This window comes from Microbispora hainanensis, from assembly GCF_006874475.1.
GTDB classification, from domain to species: Bacteria; Actinomycetota; Actinomycetes; order Streptosporangiales; family Streptosporangiaceae; genus Microbispora; species Microbispora hainanensis.
In genome coordinates this window covers 261,434-278,069 of record NZ_VIRM01000002.1, presented here as the reverse complement: position 1 = coordinate 278,069, position 16,636 = coordinate 261,434, and the positions used below count along the sequence as shown (strand labels likewise).

At 73.3% G+C, this 16,636-nt stretch carries 16 protein-coding genes; 5 read left to right on the top strand and 11 right to left on the bottom strand.

Going from position 1 to position 16,636, the window contains the following annotated elements; genetic code table 11:
• The first annotated feature begins 138 nt into the window (after positions 1-138).
• The 5 genes from FLX08_RS02790 to FLX08_RS02770 all read left to right on the top strand — a co-directional run bounded on the left by FLX08_RS02790 (position 139) and on the right by FLX08_RS02770 (position 5,208).
• Positions 139-1,728: an acyl-CoA carboxylase subunit beta gene (locus FLX08_RS02790; protein ID WP_142616578.1), complete on the top strand. Its 1,590-nt coding sequence runs from the start codon at positions 139-141 to the stop codon at positions 1,726-1,728.
• Entirely contained in the window at positions 1,725-1,961 is a 237-nt protein-coding gene (locus FLX08_RS02785; protein ID WP_142616577.1) for an acyl-CoA carboxylase epsilon subunit, read from the top strand. Before FLX08_RS02790 ends, FLX08_RS02785 begins: the two co-directional genes overlap by 4 nt.
• A 143-nt stretch (positions 1,962-2,104) precedes the next feature.
• Positions 2,105-3,043 (top strand): NYN domain-containing protein, encoded by a 939-nt coding sequence (locus FLX08_RS02780; protein WP_142616576.1) that lies wholly within the window; start codon positions 2,105-2,107, stop codon positions 3,041-3,043.
• 171 nt (positions 3,044-3,214) lie between these two features.
• Entirely contained in the window at positions 3,215-4,702 is a 1,488-nt protein-coding gene (locus FLX08_RS02775) for a DNA-3-methyladenine glycosylase 2 family protein (RefSeq protein ID WP_142616575.1), read from the top strand.
• An 11-nt stretch (positions 4,703-4,713) separates the two neighbouring features.
• Positions 4,714-5,208 carry a methylated-DNA--[protein]-cysteine S-methyltransferase gene (locus FLX08_RS02770; RefSeq protein WP_142616574.1) on the top strand — a complete coding sequence of 165 codons (495 nt, stop codon included), beginning with the start codon at positions 4,714-4,716 and terminating at the stop codon, positions 5,206-5,208.
• 162 nt (positions 5,209-5,370) lie between these two features.
• On the opposite strand, the gene FLX08_RS02765 is transcribed toward FLX08_RS02770, so the two are convergent.
• The 11 genes from FLX08_RS02765 to FLX08_RS02695 form a co-directional block, all read right to left on the bottom strand.
• Entirely contained in the window at positions 5,371-6,336 is a 966-nt protein-coding gene (locus tag FLX08_RS02765; protein ID WP_142616573.1) for a hypothetical protein, read from the bottom strand.
• On the bottom strand, positions 6,333-7,115 hold the full coding sequence (locus FLX08_RS02760; RefSeq protein WP_142616572.1) for a hypothetical protein: 783 nt from the start codon (positions 7,113-7,115) through the stop codon (positions 6,333-6,335). The genes FLX08_RS02765 and FLX08_RS02760 overlap by 4 nt, the downstream gene beginning before the upstream one ends.
• 144 nt (positions 7,116-7,259) lie before the next feature.
• Positions 7,260-10,838 (bottom strand): hypothetical protein, encoded by a 3,579-nt coding sequence (locus FLX08_RS41185; RefSeq protein WP_208761229.1) that lies wholly within the window; start codon positions 10,836-10,838, stop codon positions 7,260-7,262.
• Positions 10,835-11,236 carry a pilus assembly protein TadG-related protein gene (locus tag FLX08_RS02735; RefSeq protein ID WP_142616571.1) on the bottom strand — a complete coding sequence of 134 codons (402 nt, stop codon included), beginning with the start codon at positions 11,234-11,236 and terminating at the stop codon, positions 10,835-10,837. Before FLX08_RS02735 ends, FLX08_RS41185 begins: the two co-directional genes overlap by 4 nt.
• Positions 11,237-11,319: 83 nt before the next feature.
• The gene (locus FLX08_RS02730; RefSeq protein WP_167530251.1) at positions 11,320-11,685 is read right to left on the bottom strand and encodes a TadE/TadG family type IV pilus assembly protein; all 366 of its coding nucleotides are present in this window, start codon (positions 11,683-11,685) and stop codon (positions 11,320-11,322) included.
• A gap of 20 nt (positions 11,686-11,705) precedes the next feature.
• On the bottom strand, positions 11,706-12,293 hold the full coding sequence (locus FLX08_RS02725; RefSeq protein ID WP_244312273.1) for a TadE/TadG family type IV pilus assembly protein: 588 nt from the start codon (positions 12,291-12,293) through the stop codon (positions 11,706-11,708).
• Between the two features lie 11 nt (positions 12,294-12,304).
• Positions 12,305-12,535 carry a hypothetical protein gene (locus FLX08_RS02720; RefSeq protein WP_142616569.1) on the bottom strand — a complete coding sequence of 77 codons (231 nt, stop codon included), beginning with the start codon at positions 12,533-12,535 and terminating at the stop codon, positions 12,305-12,307.
• Positions 12,535-13,593 (bottom strand): type II secretion system protein, encoded by a 1,059-nt coding sequence (locus FLX08_RS41865; RefSeq protein ID WP_244312271.1) that lies wholly within the window; start codon positions 13,591-13,593, stop codon positions 12,535-12,537. The genes FLX08_RS02720 and FLX08_RS41865 overlap by 1 nt, the downstream gene beginning before the upstream one ends.
• Positions 13,590-14,522: a type II secretion system F family protein gene (locus FLX08_RS02705; protein WP_142616568.1), complete on the bottom strand. Its 933-nt coding sequence runs from the start codon at positions 14,520-14,522 to the stop codon at positions 13,590-13,592. Before FLX08_RS02705 ends, FLX08_RS41865 begins: the two co-directional genes overlap by 4 nt.
• The gene (locus tag FLX08_RS02700; protein WP_142616567.1) at positions 14,519-15,838 is read right to left on the bottom strand and encodes a TadA family conjugal transfer-associated ATPase; all 1,320 of its coding nucleotides are present in this window, start codon (positions 15,836-15,838) and stop codon (positions 14,519-14,521) included. The genes FLX08_RS02705 and FLX08_RS02700 overlap by 4 nt, the downstream gene beginning before the upstream one ends.
• On the bottom strand, positions 15,835-16,635 hold the full coding sequence (locus FLX08_RS02695; RefSeq protein ID WP_244312269.1) for a MinD/ParA family ATP-binding protein: 801 nt from the start codon (positions 16,633-16,635) through the stop codon (positions 15,835-15,837). The genes FLX08_RS02700 and FLX08_RS02695 overlap by 4 nt, the downstream gene beginning before the upstream one ends.
• Position 16,636: the final 1 nt, after the last annotated feature.

Sequence of the window (16,636 nt, the reverse complement as noted above, 5' to 3'; positions counted from 1 at the left end):
CCGCGATCCCGGCGGGCGCGACCCGGAGCGACCGCGCGATGCCGTTCTGGTTAACCTGTCGGCCATGGATTCGATGCGACCCGGAGCGGCGTTCTGGACCCGAGGGCCGCTGAGCACACGAGGAACGGTGAGCGGGCGATGAGCGCCGAACGCGCCCCCGAGATCGACATCCACACCACCGCCGGCAAGATCGCCGACCTGGAGCGCCGCCGGAGCGAGGCGGCCCACGCGGGCTCCGAGCGGGCGGTGGAGAAACAGCACGCCAAGGGCAAGATGACGGCCCGCGAGCGGCTGACGGCCTTCCTCGACGAGGGCTCCTTCGTGGAGTTCGACGAGCTGGCCAGGCACCGGGCGACCGCGTTCGGCCTCGACCGCGAGCGCCCGTACGGCGACGGGGTCGTGACCGGCTACGGCACGGTGGACGGCCGGCCGGTCGCGGTGTTCGCGCAGGACTTCACCGTGTTCGGCGGCTCGCTGGGCGAGGTCTTCGGCGAGAAGATCGTCAAGGTCATGGACCACGCGCTCAAGACGGGCTGCCCGGTGATCGGCATCAACGACTCGGGCGGGGCGCGCATCCAGGAGGGCGTGGTCTCCCTCGGCCTCTACGCCGAGATCTTCAAGCGCAACGTGCACGCCTCCGGCGTGGTCCCGCAGATCTCGCTGATCATGGGCCCGTGCGCGGGCGGCGCCGTGTATTCCCCCGCGCTGACCGACTTCGTCCTGATGGTGCAGGAGAAGTCGCACATGTTCATCACCGGGCCCGACGTCATCAAGACCGTCACCGGCGAGGAGGTGACGTTCGAGGAGCTGGGCGGCGCGCACACGCACAACTCGCGCTCCGGCGTCGCCCACTACGAGGCGTCCGACGAGCAGGACTGCCTCGACTTCGCCAAAGCGCTGCTGTCCTATCTGCCGTCCAACAACATGGACGACCCGCCCGCCTTCGACGTCGAGGCGGACCTGGAGACGACCGACGAGGACCGCGAGCTCGACACGCTGATCCCCGACTCGGCCAACCAGCCGTACGACATGCACACGGTCATCGAGCACGTGCTCGACGACGGCGAGTTCCTGGAGATCCACGCGGGCTTCGCGCCGAACATCGTCGTCGGCTTCGGCCGGGTCGAGGGGCGGTCGGTGGGCGTCGTCGCCAACCAGCCGATGAGCTTCGCCGGCACGCTCGACATCGCCGCCTCCGAGAAGGCCGCCCGGTTCGTGCGCACCTGCGACGCCTTCAACATCCCGGTGCTGACCTTCGTCGACGTGCCGGGCTTCCTGCCCGGCACCGACCAGGAGTGGAACGGCATCATCCGGCGCGGCGCCAAGCTGCTCTACGCCTACGCCGAGGCGACCGTCCCGCTGGTCACCGTCATCACCCGCAAGGCGTACGGCGGGGCGTACGACGTCATGGGGTCCAAGCACCTCGGCGCGGACATCAACCTGGCCTGGCCCACCGCCCAGATCGCCGTGATGGGAGCGCAGGGCGCGGTCAACATCCTCTATCGGCGCGAGCTGGCCGCCGCCGACGACCCGGACGCGGCGCGGGCCCGTTTCATCAGCGAATATGAGGACACGCTGGCCAATCCGTATCTCGCGGCCGAGCGCGGCTATGTGGACGCGGTCATCCGGCCTTCGGAAACCCGGGTCCACGTCGTCCGCGCACTGCCCGCCCTCCGCAACAAGCGGGCCTCGCTGCCCCCGAAGAAGCACGGGAACATTCCGCTGTGAGCAGCCGCGAGCCCTACCTGAGCATCGTCCGGGGGGATGCCACCCCCGAGGAGATCGCCGCTCTCGTCGCCGCGCTGGCGGCCCAGACCGCTGCACGGGCGGCGGCGGACGCCGCCCGGTCGGCGACACCGCGAACAAGCCTGCGAAACTGGAGGAATCCGGCGCATCGGCTGCGGGTGGGACTCCCGCGCGGGCCGGGAGCCTGGCGCCGGGCCTTCTTCCCCGGCGGGTGAGACGTCGGCCTGCGCGATCGGCGACGACTACGGACCGATTACATCGCCGGAACAGGGTGTCAACTGCCTCAAGACTTGGGACTATCTAGAAAGCGGGGGAATATAGTCAGCCGATCAACTAGTGACGAGTCCAGGAGGACACCATGGCCATCCCGGACTTCAGCGCACACGGCATTGCCGCAAAGTATGCCGTTCTCGTGGACGTCGGTTACCTTTACGCGGCCGCCGGTGAAGTTCTCTTAGGCGCCAAGGAGCGTAAGGAGTACCGCGTCGCCGCGGACGAGCTGATCCAGGCGCTCCAGAAGCATGCGCTCGAACGCATCCCGGGTGAGCTGCTGCGTGTCTACTGGTACGACGCCGCCCGTGACCGCGTGCCCACGGTGGACCAGCGTGTGATCGCCCAGCTGCCCTGGGTCAAGGTCAGATTGGGCAACCTGAACGCCCGTGGCCAGCAGAAAGGGGTGGACGCCCAGATCCGCAGCGATCTGGAGGCTCTCGCCCGTCACCATGCCGTGAGCGACACGGTGCTGATCGCCGGGGACGAGGACATGGTGCCCGCCGTGGAGGCCGCGCAGGCGTACGGCGTGCGCATCCACCTGTGGGGGGTCGAGCCGCCGTTCGGGACGAACCAGGCCGAGCGGCTCGTCTGGGAGTCGGACACTGTCGAGATATTGAGCGCCGATTTCCTGCGTCCGTTCTTCACCCGCGCGCCGGTGCCCGTGCCCGTGCCGCCCACGCCGTCGCCCGCCCAGGTCTTCGCGGGCCGTACGGTCAAGCCGATGCCGCCGAAGACGCCCGTCGGCCAGGTCGCCAAGCTGGGCCCGGGCCGGCCCCGCGTGGAGGAGGTCGGCGAACATGTGGCGCAGAAATGGATACTGACCCGCGGCCGGGACAACATACGCGATCTGCTGCCGGGTCCGTTGCTGCCCACGGTGATCGACACCGAGCTGCTCATCGAGGCCGAGAAGGAGCTCGGCCACTCCCTGCGGCCCTATCCGGAGGCGCGCGTGTGGCTGCGCGACGGTTTCTGGGCCCGGGTCTACCGCGAGTTCGACCTCGGGGTCGGCATCTCCAGCAAGTGACGTCGGGCGTACCGGCCCGGCGTCCGAGCTCGCGCGGGAGCACTCCCGGCACAGGATGATCTTTCGTGCCCGGTCTCGCGCGAGTGCCCCCTCCGCACTGCCGCGCTGTTCGGACGGTCGCGTCCGATTTCCGCCAGCCCGCATCGGTGGCCAGCGCATAACGTCGTCTTCGTGACCACACGACGGCTCGACTTCGACGCGTGCTACCTCGCCGTCTCCGCGCGGGACTCCCGCTTCGACGGGCGTTTCTACACGGCTGTCACCACCACCGGCATCTACTGCCGCCCGATCTGCCCCGCCCGCACCCCCGCCCGGGGCAACGTCCGCTTCTATCGCCACGCCGCCGCGGCCGAGGCCGCCGGTTTCCGGCCCTGCCGCCGCTGCCGCCCGGAGCTCAGCCCCGGCGACCCCGGCTGGGACGTCCGCGCCGATCTGGTCGGACGCGCGCTGCGGCTGATCGACGACGGGGTGGCCGACGAGAACGGCGTCGCCGGGCTGGCCCGCCGCCTGCACGTTACCGAACGGCACCTGCACCGCCTGTTCGCCGCCGCGCTCGGCACCGGGCCGCTCGCCGTCGCCCGCACCCGGCGGCTGCTGCTCGCCAAGCAACTGCTCACCGAGACCACCCTGCCGATGGCCGATGTCGCGTTCGCCGCCGGGTTCGGCAGCGTGCGCCAGTTCAACGCGGCCATGAAGGAGTCGTACGGCTTCGCGCCGGGAGAGCTGCGCAAGACCAACGGACCGATGCACGAGAAGGGGAGCCCGGTCGCCCTCACGACCGGGCTGACCCTGCGGCTCGGCCACCGGGAGCCCTACCACGCGCAGTCGGTGCTGCGGTTCCTGGCCGCCCGCGCGATTCCCTCGGTGGAGGCGGTCTGCCGGTCGGGCGACGACGTGACGGCCTACACGAGGGCCGTGCCGGGCGGCTCGATCACGCTGCGGCCCGCCGCCGGTCACGTCCGGCTGACCGTGCGGACCACCGAGACACACCGGCTCTCCCGGCTGGTGGCCCGCTGCCGCCGCCTGCTCGACCTCGACGCCGACCCCGGCGCGGTGCGGGAGATCCTCGGCGGGACGTCGCTCGGGCCGCTGGTGGCGGCCCGTCCCGGGCTGCGCGTTCCGGGCGCGTACGACGGGTTCGAGGTGGCGGTGCGGGCGGTCGTCGGGCAGCAGATCTCGGTGGCCGGGGCCCGCACCCTGCTGGGCCGCATCGCCGCCCGGGCCGGGCTGCCCGCCGTTCCCGATGAGGACCCCGACCCCGCGACCGGTCAGGTGCCGTTGCTCTTCCCCACGGCCGACCGGCTCGCCGCCGCCGACCTGGACGGCCTCGGGCTCACCACCCGCAGGGTCGCCACGATCAGGGCGCTCGCCGAGGCGGTGGCCTCCGGCGTGATCGACCTCGACGGCGCGGACGACCCCGCCGACACCGTCGCCAGGCTGCTGGAGATCCCGGGCATCGGCCCGTGGACGGCCTCGTACATCGCGCTGCGCGCGCTGCGTGACCCGGACGCGTGGCCCGAGGGCGACCTCGTGCTGCGCAAGACGATGGAACGGCTCGGCATCGCCGCGGACGAGGCCGAGCGATGGCGGCCCTGGCGCGCGTACGCCGCGCTCCACCTGTGGAGCCATGCCTCCGACATTTCCGACACCAGATCATGAGGACGCGAGAGATGATCATCACGCAGACCGTGCCCACCCCGGTGGGCCCCCTCGCTCTGCTCGCCCACGACGGCGTGCTCGTCGCGGCCGGTTTCACCGCCGACCCACAGGAGATGTTCACCCGGCTCTCGCCGTCCCTGCGGGCACTGTCGTTGCGGGAGGGCGATCTCGGCGACGCGGCCGAGGCCGTGCGGGAATACCTCGCCGGGCGGATCGACGCGCTCGACCGGATCCCGGTCGAGCAGCCCGGCACCCCCAGGAGGCAGCGCCTGTATGAGGCGCTGCGGGCCGTGCCCGCGGGGACCACCGTGTCGTACGCGCAGCTCGCGGAGAAGGCGGGGCTGCCCAGGACGGCCGCGCGGGCCGCGGGGTCGGCCTGCGCGCAGAACCTGATCGCGCCGTTCGTGCCGTGCCACCGCGTGCTGCCCTCGACGGGTGGTTATGGCGGCTACTACTACGGCACGCCCGTCAAGGAGTGGCTCCTCGCCCATGAGTCCCGCGCCTGAGCTGTGCCGATCTGTGCCGATCTGTGCTGAGCTGTGCTGTGCTGATATGGCCTGGCCTGGGGTGAGCACGACGGGCGTGCACGACGGCGCCGGTTTCCGCCTCGCCCCGGCGGTGGGGCGGGGCGGCTGCTCGCCGGCCTGCCGGGGGGCGGGCCGGGCGGCTCACTCCTTGACGATGCTCTGGACCTCGCCGACGGGCACGTCCCTGGTCGCCGAGACCTCGATCGGGTCGTACGCGAACGGGACGGCCTGGCCGCCCTGGTTGCCGTTGCCCTGCACGTTCCAGACGCTCGTCACGGTGAATGTGTAGACCTTGTTCGGCAGGTCGACGGAGGAGTGCCGGTAAATCACGCCGCACTCCGGTTTCTTCGTCCCGTCCTCGTCGGCGCCCTTCACGTACGGCTTGCCGGTGGCGCCGCATCCCGCGGTGATCACCTCGGCGCGCTTGTCGTCCTTGGTGCCGGCGTCGATTTCGAGGCGGCCCGGCGTCGCCGTGACGGTGGCGGACATGACCCCGGGCAGCGTGGCGGTGACGGACCGGGGCTCGGTCTCGGCTCCGTCCAGCCACACCCAGGTGCCCAGGTTGACGTAGCTCTTGGCGTCCGGGCTCAGCTTGATCTTCGGCTCCGGCACGGTCAGCGCGGCCCGGGCGATCTGCATGAGCTGCTCCAGCGTGATCCCTCCGGCGGGCACGGTCCCCTCGGGCACCCAGACGTACGGCTCACGCTGGGCGGCGCACGCCTGTCCCGCCGGATCGCCCGCGTTGTAGGCGACGCCCCACCACTGCCCCTTCTCGCCGATCTTGTCGCCGAACTCGTCCATCTCCACGTCGTAGTCGATCCCCGCGTCCACCGCCTGCTTCTTCTGCTGCGCCTGGAGATTGCGCATGTCGTCGGCCGACGCGTTCGGCTCATACCAGCAGGGCTGGGGGATGCGATAGCCGTCGCTCTTGCCGCCGAGCCCGTTGCCGGACAGGCCGATTCTGGAGTTGGTCAGCTTGACGCCGGCCGTGTTGCCCTTCTGGAACGCCTCGCCGCGCGGCCCGTCGTCCGGGCCCGCGGCGGCGGGCTGCGCACACATCGCGATCAGGGCCCCCGCCAGCAGGGGCGCCGCGGCAATGGCCCTCATCTGACGCACTCCTTCGCACGCTCGTCCGGATAGGCCGCGTGACGGTAGAGCCGGATCCGCCAGGCGCCGTCGTCGCCCTGCCCCAGACCGGCGGTCTGCAGGAAGACCGCCCGCGGACGTTTGAGCCAGGCGGGCTGCCGGGCCAGCGGGGTGCCCTCCTGGTCGGTCAGCCGCACGCCGGTCAGGTCGACGCAGCCGTCGGCCTCCGCCCCGCGTCCCATCACGGCGGGCACCCGCAGGGCGTAGAGCTTGGCCACACCCCGGGCCGACTGCCTGTCCTTGAGGAACCCCTGCACCCAGGTGAGGGCGTCCATGTAGGCGGACGACCTGGCGTCGATCCCCTTCGCGTACGAGCGGTCGCGGCCGGAGGTGCCGACGGCCCGCCACTGGGCCGTGAAGTCGTCGGCGAACGCCTTGATCACCGCCGACCGCTTGGGGTCGGGCTCGTCCGGCCATTCGATCTCGATCGTCAGTCCCGGCGCCGCCGTGACCGTCTCGGTGCCCGGCTGCGGACCCGGCGTCTCCGGGGCGGCCACCGCGGCCGGCTCCATGCCGCCGCCCGGAGTGAAGCCGCGGTCGGCGTCCGGCGCGGCGCACGCCGAAACGAGCAGCGCGCAGGCCGCAAGGAGCAGCACACGGGCCGGCAGGAGCGGCGTGCGGGCCGGCAGCACGCGGCCCGGCAGGGGCAGCATGCGTGTCGGCAGCATGCGGGCCGGCAGGAGCGGCGTGCGGGCCGAGGCGAGCGGCGCCGCCGTCGCCGGGGCGAGTGCTGGACGCATCACCGGGATCCTCCGCAGTACGCGATCCCCCGCCGCCGTGACCCCCGTCGCTGTCAACCTTGGAACGGCGGTCGGGGACAAGCCAGCGCTATGCGTGGATCGGCATGATTCGGAGGAGGGAATCCCTGGCATTGGGGGCTCCGATCAGGCGAGACGTGAGGTTCTGAGGTCCGCCGGGCTTCCGGGGTCCGGGTTTCCGAGGGCAGGGTTTCCGAGGGCAGGACTCCTGAGGGCAGGCTTCCTGAGGTCCGGGGAGACCGTGCGGCGCCAGTCGGGCAGCAACTCGTCGATGAGCGCCTCCGTCTCCGGCGCCATCCCGCCGCCGTACGGGTGGGAGGTGGCGCGGCGCAGCAGGCCGTCGACGACCGCCCGCAGCCGCACCGGCTCCCCGGTGGCGTGCGCCGCCCGGAGCAGGTCGCGCCACAGCCCCTCGTCGTCGGCGGCGAGCAGCAGCCCGGCCCGGGCCGCCGCCACCGCGCCGTGCGGGTCGTGGCGGGCCAGCCGGATCTCGCACAGCGCGTGGGCGGCGTCCGCCACCCAGGCCGTGACGTCATACTCCAGGGGGTCGGCCGCCAGCCAGGCGTACCGGTCGGGCGGCCTGCCGTTCAGCAGCGGGCCGCGCACCAGCGCCAGCGCGCGCTCCAGCAGGTCGGCCTCCATGCCGCCGGACTTCCCGCCGGATGCCCCACCGGATGCCCCGCCGGATGCGCCGCCGGATGCGCCGCCGGATGTGGCACCGGTGGGGTCGGCGGCGTCGGCCCATTCGCCGGCCTGCCGTACGAGGTCCTGGAACAGCCGCCAGTCCGTACGGACCTCCGGGCCGAGCCGCAGGCGCCCGGACCGGTCGAGGAACAGATGGGGACGTCCCTCGGAGTCGCGCCCGAGCCACTCGGCGACCCTGGCGATCGTGGCGTCGCGCACCGCGAGCTGCACGCCGCGCGGCCACAGCACGCCGGTCAGCACGGCCGGATGCACGCCGTCCGGATGGGTGGCCAGGTAGACGACGAGCTCGTGGGCGAGCGCCGCCCGGCCCTCTTCGAGCGGGTTCACCGGGCTGATCTCGATCGGGCCGAGGATACGCACCTCGATGGAGGGCGGCTCCTCGCTCAGCCGCTCCATCACCGGGGTGAGCGGCTCGCCCTCCTGCTGCCGGGCCGTACGGAACAGACTGATCACGGCGTCGTAGTGCCGGCGCGGCAGTAGGTGGGCCTCGATGTCCAGGCCCAGGGCGTCCACACGGGCCCGGCCGTCGTCGGTGACCTCCCATGTCCAGGTGGCGTGCGGCACCTCGCCCGCGATCACGAAGCCGCTCGCCGTACGCCTGCCCTTGCCGAGCAACGCCAGGCGGCGTGCCTCGTCCTCGTCGGGGCGGATGGCCGACAGGAGGTAGTGCGGGCTGTACGCCGGGTCGGCCACGCGGCTGTGCACCCGGCCGGTCAGCACGTCGCCGTCGTGGCGGGCCCGTTCCTCGAACTCCGGCAGCACCTCGGCCAGGCTGCCCGCCGTCCTGATCCGATCGGGCGCGAGCAGGGTCAGCTCCTCGCCGAAGCCGACGAGCGTGATGCGCATCCGGTCGGACCACCGGTTGGTGGCCAGTTCGACGGCGAGCGCCGACAGCGCGGCGACGGTGTGCGCCCCGGTGATCGCGATCACGCCGTGGGCGGCCTCCAGGTCGACCAGGACCCGGCCGCCCTGCCCGGTGCCGAGCGAGACCAGCCCGGGGTAGGGCGCGGGCACTCCGGCGAGGACCTGCTCGTCGATGCGGCGCCCCTCGTGGGCCGGAAGGCGCCACACCTGCCCGCCGTCGCAGGTCTCCCACGGCTCCGGCGCGTCCTGTTCGGCCGGGTGGATCCACAGGTCGAGGCCCCGGTTGGACAGGTGCACGGCGTAGATCGTCGGCGGGCGCCGGTCGGCGTCGGCCAGCAGGCGGCCGAGCAGGCGCAGGCCGATGTCGAGCATGCGGCTGCCGGGGGCGTCGGCGCCGAGGCGGATGGCGACCTCGGCCTCGGCGGCGTCGCCGCGCGGACGGGCGATGCGCCGTCCGAAGGCCCGGCGCCACAGTTGCTCCCGCCGCCTGCGGCCGAGCAGGGCCAGCAGCCCGGCCGCCGCCAGCGACGAGGCCGCCAGGTAGTCCGCGAGGACCGGCCCGCCCTGCCGCTCCTCCTCCGCGGGCGCGATCGCCGGCTTGACGGTGGTGGTGATGATCGGGCGCGAGGTGGGCGTCGGGCGGGCGGTCGCGGGCGTGTCCTTCGCATCGCCGGTGCGGCCCTTCGGCTCGGACGGCTTGTCCTGCGGCATCGCGGGCGGCGGCAGCACGATGCCCGGCTTGCTCGGCTCGGGCGTCGCCCTGCCCCCGTCGTGGCCGGGCCTCTGGTCGTCGTGGTCGCCTGCACCGTCGGGCCGGGTGGTGTCCCGCTCGCCTTCCGCCGCGCCTCCGGTGTCGGAGCCGGTGTCGGAGCCGGTGTCGGAGCCGGTGTCGGAGCCGGTGTGGGAACCGGCGGTGGGGCGCGGGCCGGGCGTCGTGTGCCTGCCCTCCGTCGCGCGCCGGTCCTCCGTCGTACGCGGGTCGGCGTGGACGTCGCCGCCGGCCGTGTCTCCCCCGGCATACCGGGTGTCGCCGTCGAGCTCTGCGGGCGCCTGGCGGTGCTCCTTCAGGATCTCCGGCCGATCGTCGTCCACCGGCACGATGTGGACGTTCCTCGCGTCGTCCGGCATGTCGAGCACCCAGCCCGGACGGATGAGATCGGCCATGTGCAGCCGGCTGCCGTCGGGCTGCTCCTTGTGCTGGTTGAGCCGGTAGATCTCCGGATAGCGGCGCCCGTCCCCCAGGCACTTCTCCGCGATCTCCCACAGGCTCTCGTGGTGGCGCCCGTGCGGAGGCTGGACCACGTAGACCTTCTTGACCTCCCTGGCGTGCAGGGCCGGTCGCTCCGCCTCGGCCTGCGGCACCGGCGCAGACAGTGCCGCGACGTGGGGCCGGATCGCGGCGGGGGCGCCCGCGCGGGCGATGGGCACCGCCACGGCGGTCGCGGTGAACAGCAGCAGCACGGCGGAGACCAGGCGGTTCGCGAGCGCCTGCGTGCCGCCCGACAGCGGCACCCGGGCCGGCATGCCGACCCGCCGCAACGCCGCGTAGACCTCGACGACCACGCACAGGAACAACTGCAGCCAGGCCAGCCACACCAGGAGGATCAGGATCGCGGTGATCGTCTCGGGGCCGACCTGGCTCGTGAACAGATCCGCGTTCAGCAGGCCGCCGGTGATCGGCGGACCGGCCAGCCGGAGCAGCGCGTACGGCACGCCGCCCACCAGGCCCACCAGCGCGAGCAACGCCCCGAGGCCGGCGAGGACGTCCCCGGCCGTCCGCCGGGCCCGCAGTTGTGCGGGCCGTCGCCGGTCGTCGTGCCAGTGCTCGGGCGCCTGCTGCGGCCCCAGCACCGACGGCATGCCATCCGGCCGCGGTCGCGGGCCCCGGCCGGGCGCGCCGCCGGCGGCCTCGGGATCGGCCCACAGACTTCCGCCGAGCGTGCCGCCGCCTGCGGCCTCGCGATCGGCTCGCAGACCCCGGCCGGGCGCGCCTCCTCGGGCGGCCTCGCGATCGGCCTGTGCGTCCCGGCCGGATGTGCCCGCCGGAATGCCGCGCGCGAACCCCCGCCCGGACCCTCGCCGGCCCTCGCGGTCGAACTCCTCCCACCGGCCGCCGGGCGGCCGTGTCCCGGTCACGCCTCCCCCGCATCAGGAGCGGCCGTGGCCTCGGCCTCCATGTCGGAGCCGGCGAAGCCCAGCGCGGACAGGAAGAAGGCGTCCCAGTGGACCGACACCCCCACCGTGACGTCCGCCTGGCCGCCGCCCACCGTGCACTCGGTCATGCGTACGCCGTCGGCTCCCTGGTCGGCCGTGATCTTCTCGGCCTCGCCGCACACCGCGCCCTCGTCGGCGAGCAGCCGCACCTCGCCGGTGGCCCGCAGGGTCTCGACGTCGATCTGGTCGGCGGCGGCGCGGGCGGCCTGCTCGGCGATGTCGGCGGCCTTGAGGCGGGCGTTCATGGCGGCCCCGCCGTCCACCAGCAAACCGGCCAGCAGGAACACCACCCCCGAGAAGAGGACCACGAACACCGACATGGAGCCCCGCTCCCGCCCGGCGGGTAACGACACCCTTACGAGGGCGCGCGAACCACACCACCGATGACACGGACGCGGCGGGGTCACTCCACCCTCCGATACCGTTCGAGCGGCACGACCGAGGTGCCCGACATCTGCTTGGCCGCGCCGAACCCGAGGAAGTCGAGGTTCAGCTCGCAGGTCACGGTCACCCGGACGGTGCCGTCCATCGTCCAATCGCTGCCGGACATGTCCACCTGGGGCGAGCAGTCTCCGGAGAGCGCGGCCTCAGCGGCCTCCTTCGCGGCCGACTCGGCCTCCGCCTCGGTGCGCTGTACGGAGGCGGCCCGGGCGGCGTCGCGCGCGGCCCCGTTGACCTCACCCTGGGCCTCCACGATCCGGCCGGCGCCGACGAGGAACAGCAGGAAAAGCAGGAACAGCGGGGCCAGCATCACGGTCTCGGCCGTCATCGATCCACGCTCGGGCCGGGTCATTCGCAGCCGTCCGAGCCGTCGTCGGGGCGGAAGCACTCGATGGGCCCGCCGAACCGCGACGTGATCGTGAAGGTCATCTCGGGCAGCAGCGGCACCACCTGGACGGCACGGCCGGTCACCTCGACGCCGCGCTGGTCGCCCTGCTCCCACGCCTGCGCCTGGGCGTTCTTCAGCAACTGCGGCCCGATCGCCTGCACGATCTGCCGCGCCTTGCCCTCGGCCGCCGCCTGCCAGCCGTCGGAGCCGCCCGCACGGGCGATCCGCGCGCCCTCCCGCGCGGCGGCGTCGGCGACCTGGCGGCCGTGGAACCAGAGCGTGACCTGGACGATCAGCAGCACGACGGCGAGCACGATCGGCATGAGCATGGCGAGCTCGATCACCGTCGCGCCCCGCTCACGGCGCTGCATTCGCCGAGCCCACCGGCCGCGCTCGACCCGCCCGCCCCGCTTGACCTGCCCACCGCGCTCGCGGTGCTCGGCCCACAGAGCCTGCTCGCGGTGCTCGGGCCGTCCGCCCCGCTTGCTCGGCTCGACCCGCCCGACGCGCTCGCGGCGTGCGGTGGCCGGGGCGCGGGGGCCGGTCACGCCCTGCACGGTCACTCTCCGTTACCCCCGCCCCCGCCGCCGCCCCCGCTGAAGCTGTTCTGGATGTCCGACTGCTTCTGCTCGACCAGTTGCTTGATCAGCGTGGCCAGGCCGAGCGCGACTCCGGCGATGATGGCGGTGATGATCACCCATTCGACCGCGGAGGCCCCCCTGGACGGGGCGTTCCTGGCGCGGTCCAGCCGCACGTGGAGCACGGCGATCAAATAGTGGAACCAGAGCATCAGGCCCCCAACATCTTCATGGCTGCGGGAAAACTGAGAAAGATCACGAAGCCCGCGCACAGCAGGAGCTGGGCGACGAGCATCGACTGGGACCGCTCACCCGCCTTGCCCTCGACCTCCGCGAGTTCGCGGCGGCGGAGGGTGGCGGCACGGGCCGTGAGGGAGGCGCGGACCTTGGCGCCGTCGTCGGCCACGAGGCCGAGCGCGGCCGACAGGTCCCGCAGCTCGTCCACGTTGATCTCGTCGCCGAGCTGGCCGAGGGCCTGCCAGGGGGTGATGCCGACGATCCGGGCGTTGGCCAGCGCCTCGCGGATGCGTTCCATCGCCCAGTTGGAGCCGGGGGCGGGACCCGCCCCGTTGACAGCGCCGCCCGCCGCGCCGTTCGCGGAAGAACCGTTCGCAGGGCCGCTCACAGGGCTGCTCACAGGGCCGCTCACAGGGCCACCGGTGCCGCTCAGCGCCCCGGGCGTGGTGACGGGACTGCCCACGGCGACCGCCATCATCAGCGCCTCGGGCACGCCCCTGCCGCCCGCGAGGTTCATCGACACGAGGTCGAGGAAGGCGCCCACGGCGTGCCGGAAGTCCCGGCGGCGTACGGCGGCGTCCCGCCGGATCTGGGCGTCCGGCAGCAGGAAGAAGATCACGCAGACGACGAGGGCCGACCAGAGCGGCACCTGCACCGAGACGCCCCATCCCATCAGCGCGAGCCAGCCGACGAGGATCGGGAACGCCAGCAGGCCCGAGACCCCGAGCAGCAGCTTGGTCGCGAGGAATCCCTCGAACGACTTGCCGAGCAGCGCGAGGTCGGCCTTGGTCGAGCGCGCCTCCCATCCCCGCGCCGCGTAGAACCGGGCCAGCCGCAGGCCGAGCATGCGGCGAAACTCGCTGACGTCCTCCTCGGGCGCGATCAGCGGCGCCCGCGGCACGCCCTTGCCGTCGCGGGCCTGGTCGAGCGCGGCGAGCCTGGCGGTCAGGCCGGGCCGGGGCGGGAACAGCGCCCGCACCAGCAGGAAGAGCCCGAGGCCGAGCACGGCTCCGCAGAGCACCGTCGTGATCACCTGGTCACCTCCGCCGGCGGCTGCGCCTGCGCGGCCACCGCGGACCGCGGGCGGTGGTAGGGGGCGAGGATCCTGGCCGGCTTGTCGAAGCGGGCGAGCCGCCGCATCCAGGCGAACCCCGCGCCGAACAGGCCCGCCACCACGACGAGTACGGCCTGGCCGAGCACGGAGTTGTACTCCTCGACGTACGAGCGGTTGAAGACGACCAGCGCGGCGGCGAAGGCGAGGGCGGTGCCGACCACGATCTGCACGCTCTTGCGCGTCGATCTGCGCTCGGCCTCCACGCGCCGGCGCATGTCCAGCTCCTCGCGGGCCGAGACCGCCAGGGCCGAGAGCACGTCGCGCAGGCCCGGCCCGCGCAGCCGCGAGTTGAGGATCAGCGCCGCCACGACGAGGTCGGCCGAGGGGTCGTCGAGCTCGTCGGCGAACATCCGCAGCGCGTCGGCGAGCGGCATCCGGGTGTGGAGCCGGTCGACCAGGGCGCGCAGGTGCGGCTGCAGCATCGGGGCCGCGGCCCGGATCGAGGAGGGGATGGCCTGTTCGAGGCCGGCCGCGCCCGCGATCGTGTCGCGCAGCGACTCCGTCCACGCCGCCAGGCCCTCCAGGCGCCGCATGGCGGCCCGCTCCTCCCCCGCGCCGCCGGTGAAGCCCCGCCAGGCGAGGACCAGCAGCACGGCGCCCGCCGCGATGACCGGCCAGCCGGTCACGACGAGCACCACGACACCCGTCACCGCCGCGATCGCCGACCTCGTGGACAGCGTGCGCAGCAGGCGCATCCGCTCGGCCCGGCCGTCCGGCGTGGCGGGGCGGGGGCGCAGGCCGTACACGGCCAGGGCGAGCAGGAAGAGCCCGCCGCCCGCCGCGGCCCCGGCCAGCAGCACCACGGGATCGAGGACGCCGGGAGGCAGCGCCGGCAGCAGGCCGTTCATCGCCATGCTCCCCGCGCCGGGTCGTATCCGTGGGCGGCCAGCTCGTCGGCGCAGGAGATCGGGGCGTGCGGCACCAGGTAGTCGCCCGCCATGGCGAACACCTCCGACGACAGCACGCGCCCGTCGCAGCCGGTGACCTCCCGCACGCTGGACGCGTAGCGCCGCAGGGTGCCGCCCCGGTGGTAGTCGTTGCGCTTCTCGATGAAGACCACGAAGTCGATGGCCCCGGCGATGAGCATGTGGGTGGCCTCGATCGGCAGCCGCTCCTCGGCCTGCAGGGCGTAGGTCGCGATGCGGTTGAACACCTCCATGCTGGAGTTGGCGTGGATCGTCGACAGCGACCCGTCGTTGCCCTGGGTCATCGCGTTGAGCATCGTGACGATCTCGTCGCCGAGCACCTCGCCGACGATCACCCGCGAGGGGTTCATGCGCAGCGACCGCCGCACCAGCTCGGCCATGGTGATCTCGCCCTGCCCCTCGGCGTTGGGCAGGCGGTGCTCGAAGGCCACCGCGTTGGGGTGCAGCTCGGGGAACTGGTCGAGCCCGAGCTCCAGCGCCCGCTCCACCGTGATCAGCCGCTCGTGTGGCGGGATCTCGTTGGCCAGCGCCCGCAGCAGAGTGGTCTTCCCGGCGTTCGTGGACCCCGCGATCATGATGTTCTTCCGCGCGGCCACGGCGGCGGTGAGGAAGCGGCCGAGCTCGGGGGTGAGCGTGCCGTTCCCGACGAGGTCGCTGAGGAACACCTTGCCGAGGCGGGCGCGGCGGATCGACAGGGCCGGCCGTACGGTGACGTCCATGACGGCCGACAGCCGGGAGCCGTCCGGCAGGCGCAGGTCGAGCTGCGGGTTGGCGGTGTCGAACGGCCGCGACGACAGGCCCGAGTAGGCCGCGAGGATCTGGATCAGCTCGATGAGCTCCTCGTCGGAGTCCGCGACGGGGTCGTGCATGATCTCCTGGCCGTCGGCGTAGCCGACGAAGACCCGGTCGCAGCCGTTGATGTCGATGTTCTCGACGTCGGGATCGTCGAGCAGCGGCTGAAGGCGGCCCACGCCGAACAGCGCGGCGTGGATGCCGGCCGCCAGCGCCTCCTCCTCCTCGGCGGTGGGCGGGGTGCGCCCGACGCCGATCTCGCTGCGCGCGTGCTCCTCAAGCACCTGCGCGATCAGCGCCCGGGCGAACTGCCGCTCGTCCTCCCCCGACATCGGCGGCACGCCGCTCGCCTGGTCGAGCCGCCGCTGGTGCGCCAGCCGGTCGCCGACCTCCTGCCGGAAGCGCTTGACCAGGCTGTGGTCGACCGGCCGCCGCTGGGAGTTCACGACCGCACCTCCGGCCGCCTCTTCGCCCGCCCGGCGGCGGGCGGCGCCGCCGTCTCGCCACCCTCGCCGCCCTCGGCGAGCTGTGCGGCCAGGCGCGTGGCCAGCTCCCTGGCCGTACGGATGAGGAGGCTGCGGTCGAGCCGCCCGCCCCACCGGCCGCGCAGCAGTTCGGCGCCCTTCGGGTCGTAGGCGAGACCGCCGACGAAGGCGACGTCCCATCCGGAGACGATGCGGCGGATCTCCTCAAGCGACGACCGGTATGACCGGGGGTCGGCGATGACCACGATCCCGACCTTGCGCCCGATCAGCGACAGCCGTTCGCGCAGGTGGGCGACGTGGTCGAGGCTGGCCCTGGTGAACAGCACCACCTGGTCGGCCTCGGCCACCAGGTCGCCGATCTGGGGGTGCAGCCCGAGCCTGCCGCAGTCGGCGAGCACGTCGGCCTGCGGCAGGGCGGCGAACGCCCGGCCGAGCGGGCCCCACAGCCAGGTGAGGCCGGCCGCCTGCTCGCCGTTGGTCAGGCCGGCCAGCACGTCGAGGCCGCCGACGAGCCGCTGCGTGTGCTCGTAGATCAGCTCGGCGTGGAGCCCGCGCCGTGCGACCGCGCCGAGGCTGAGCAGGCCGCGCCCGGGGTTCAGCACACTCCCGTCGTCGGCCGGCAGGCGGTAGGCGAGGTCGCCGCCGGAGGGGTCGCACTCGGCCAGCAGCACCGCCCGGGGCCACACGGCGCCGAGGGCGGTCGCCGCGGTGGTCACGCCGGGCGCCCCCTTGTCGGCGGCGAGCACGATCAGCGCCACG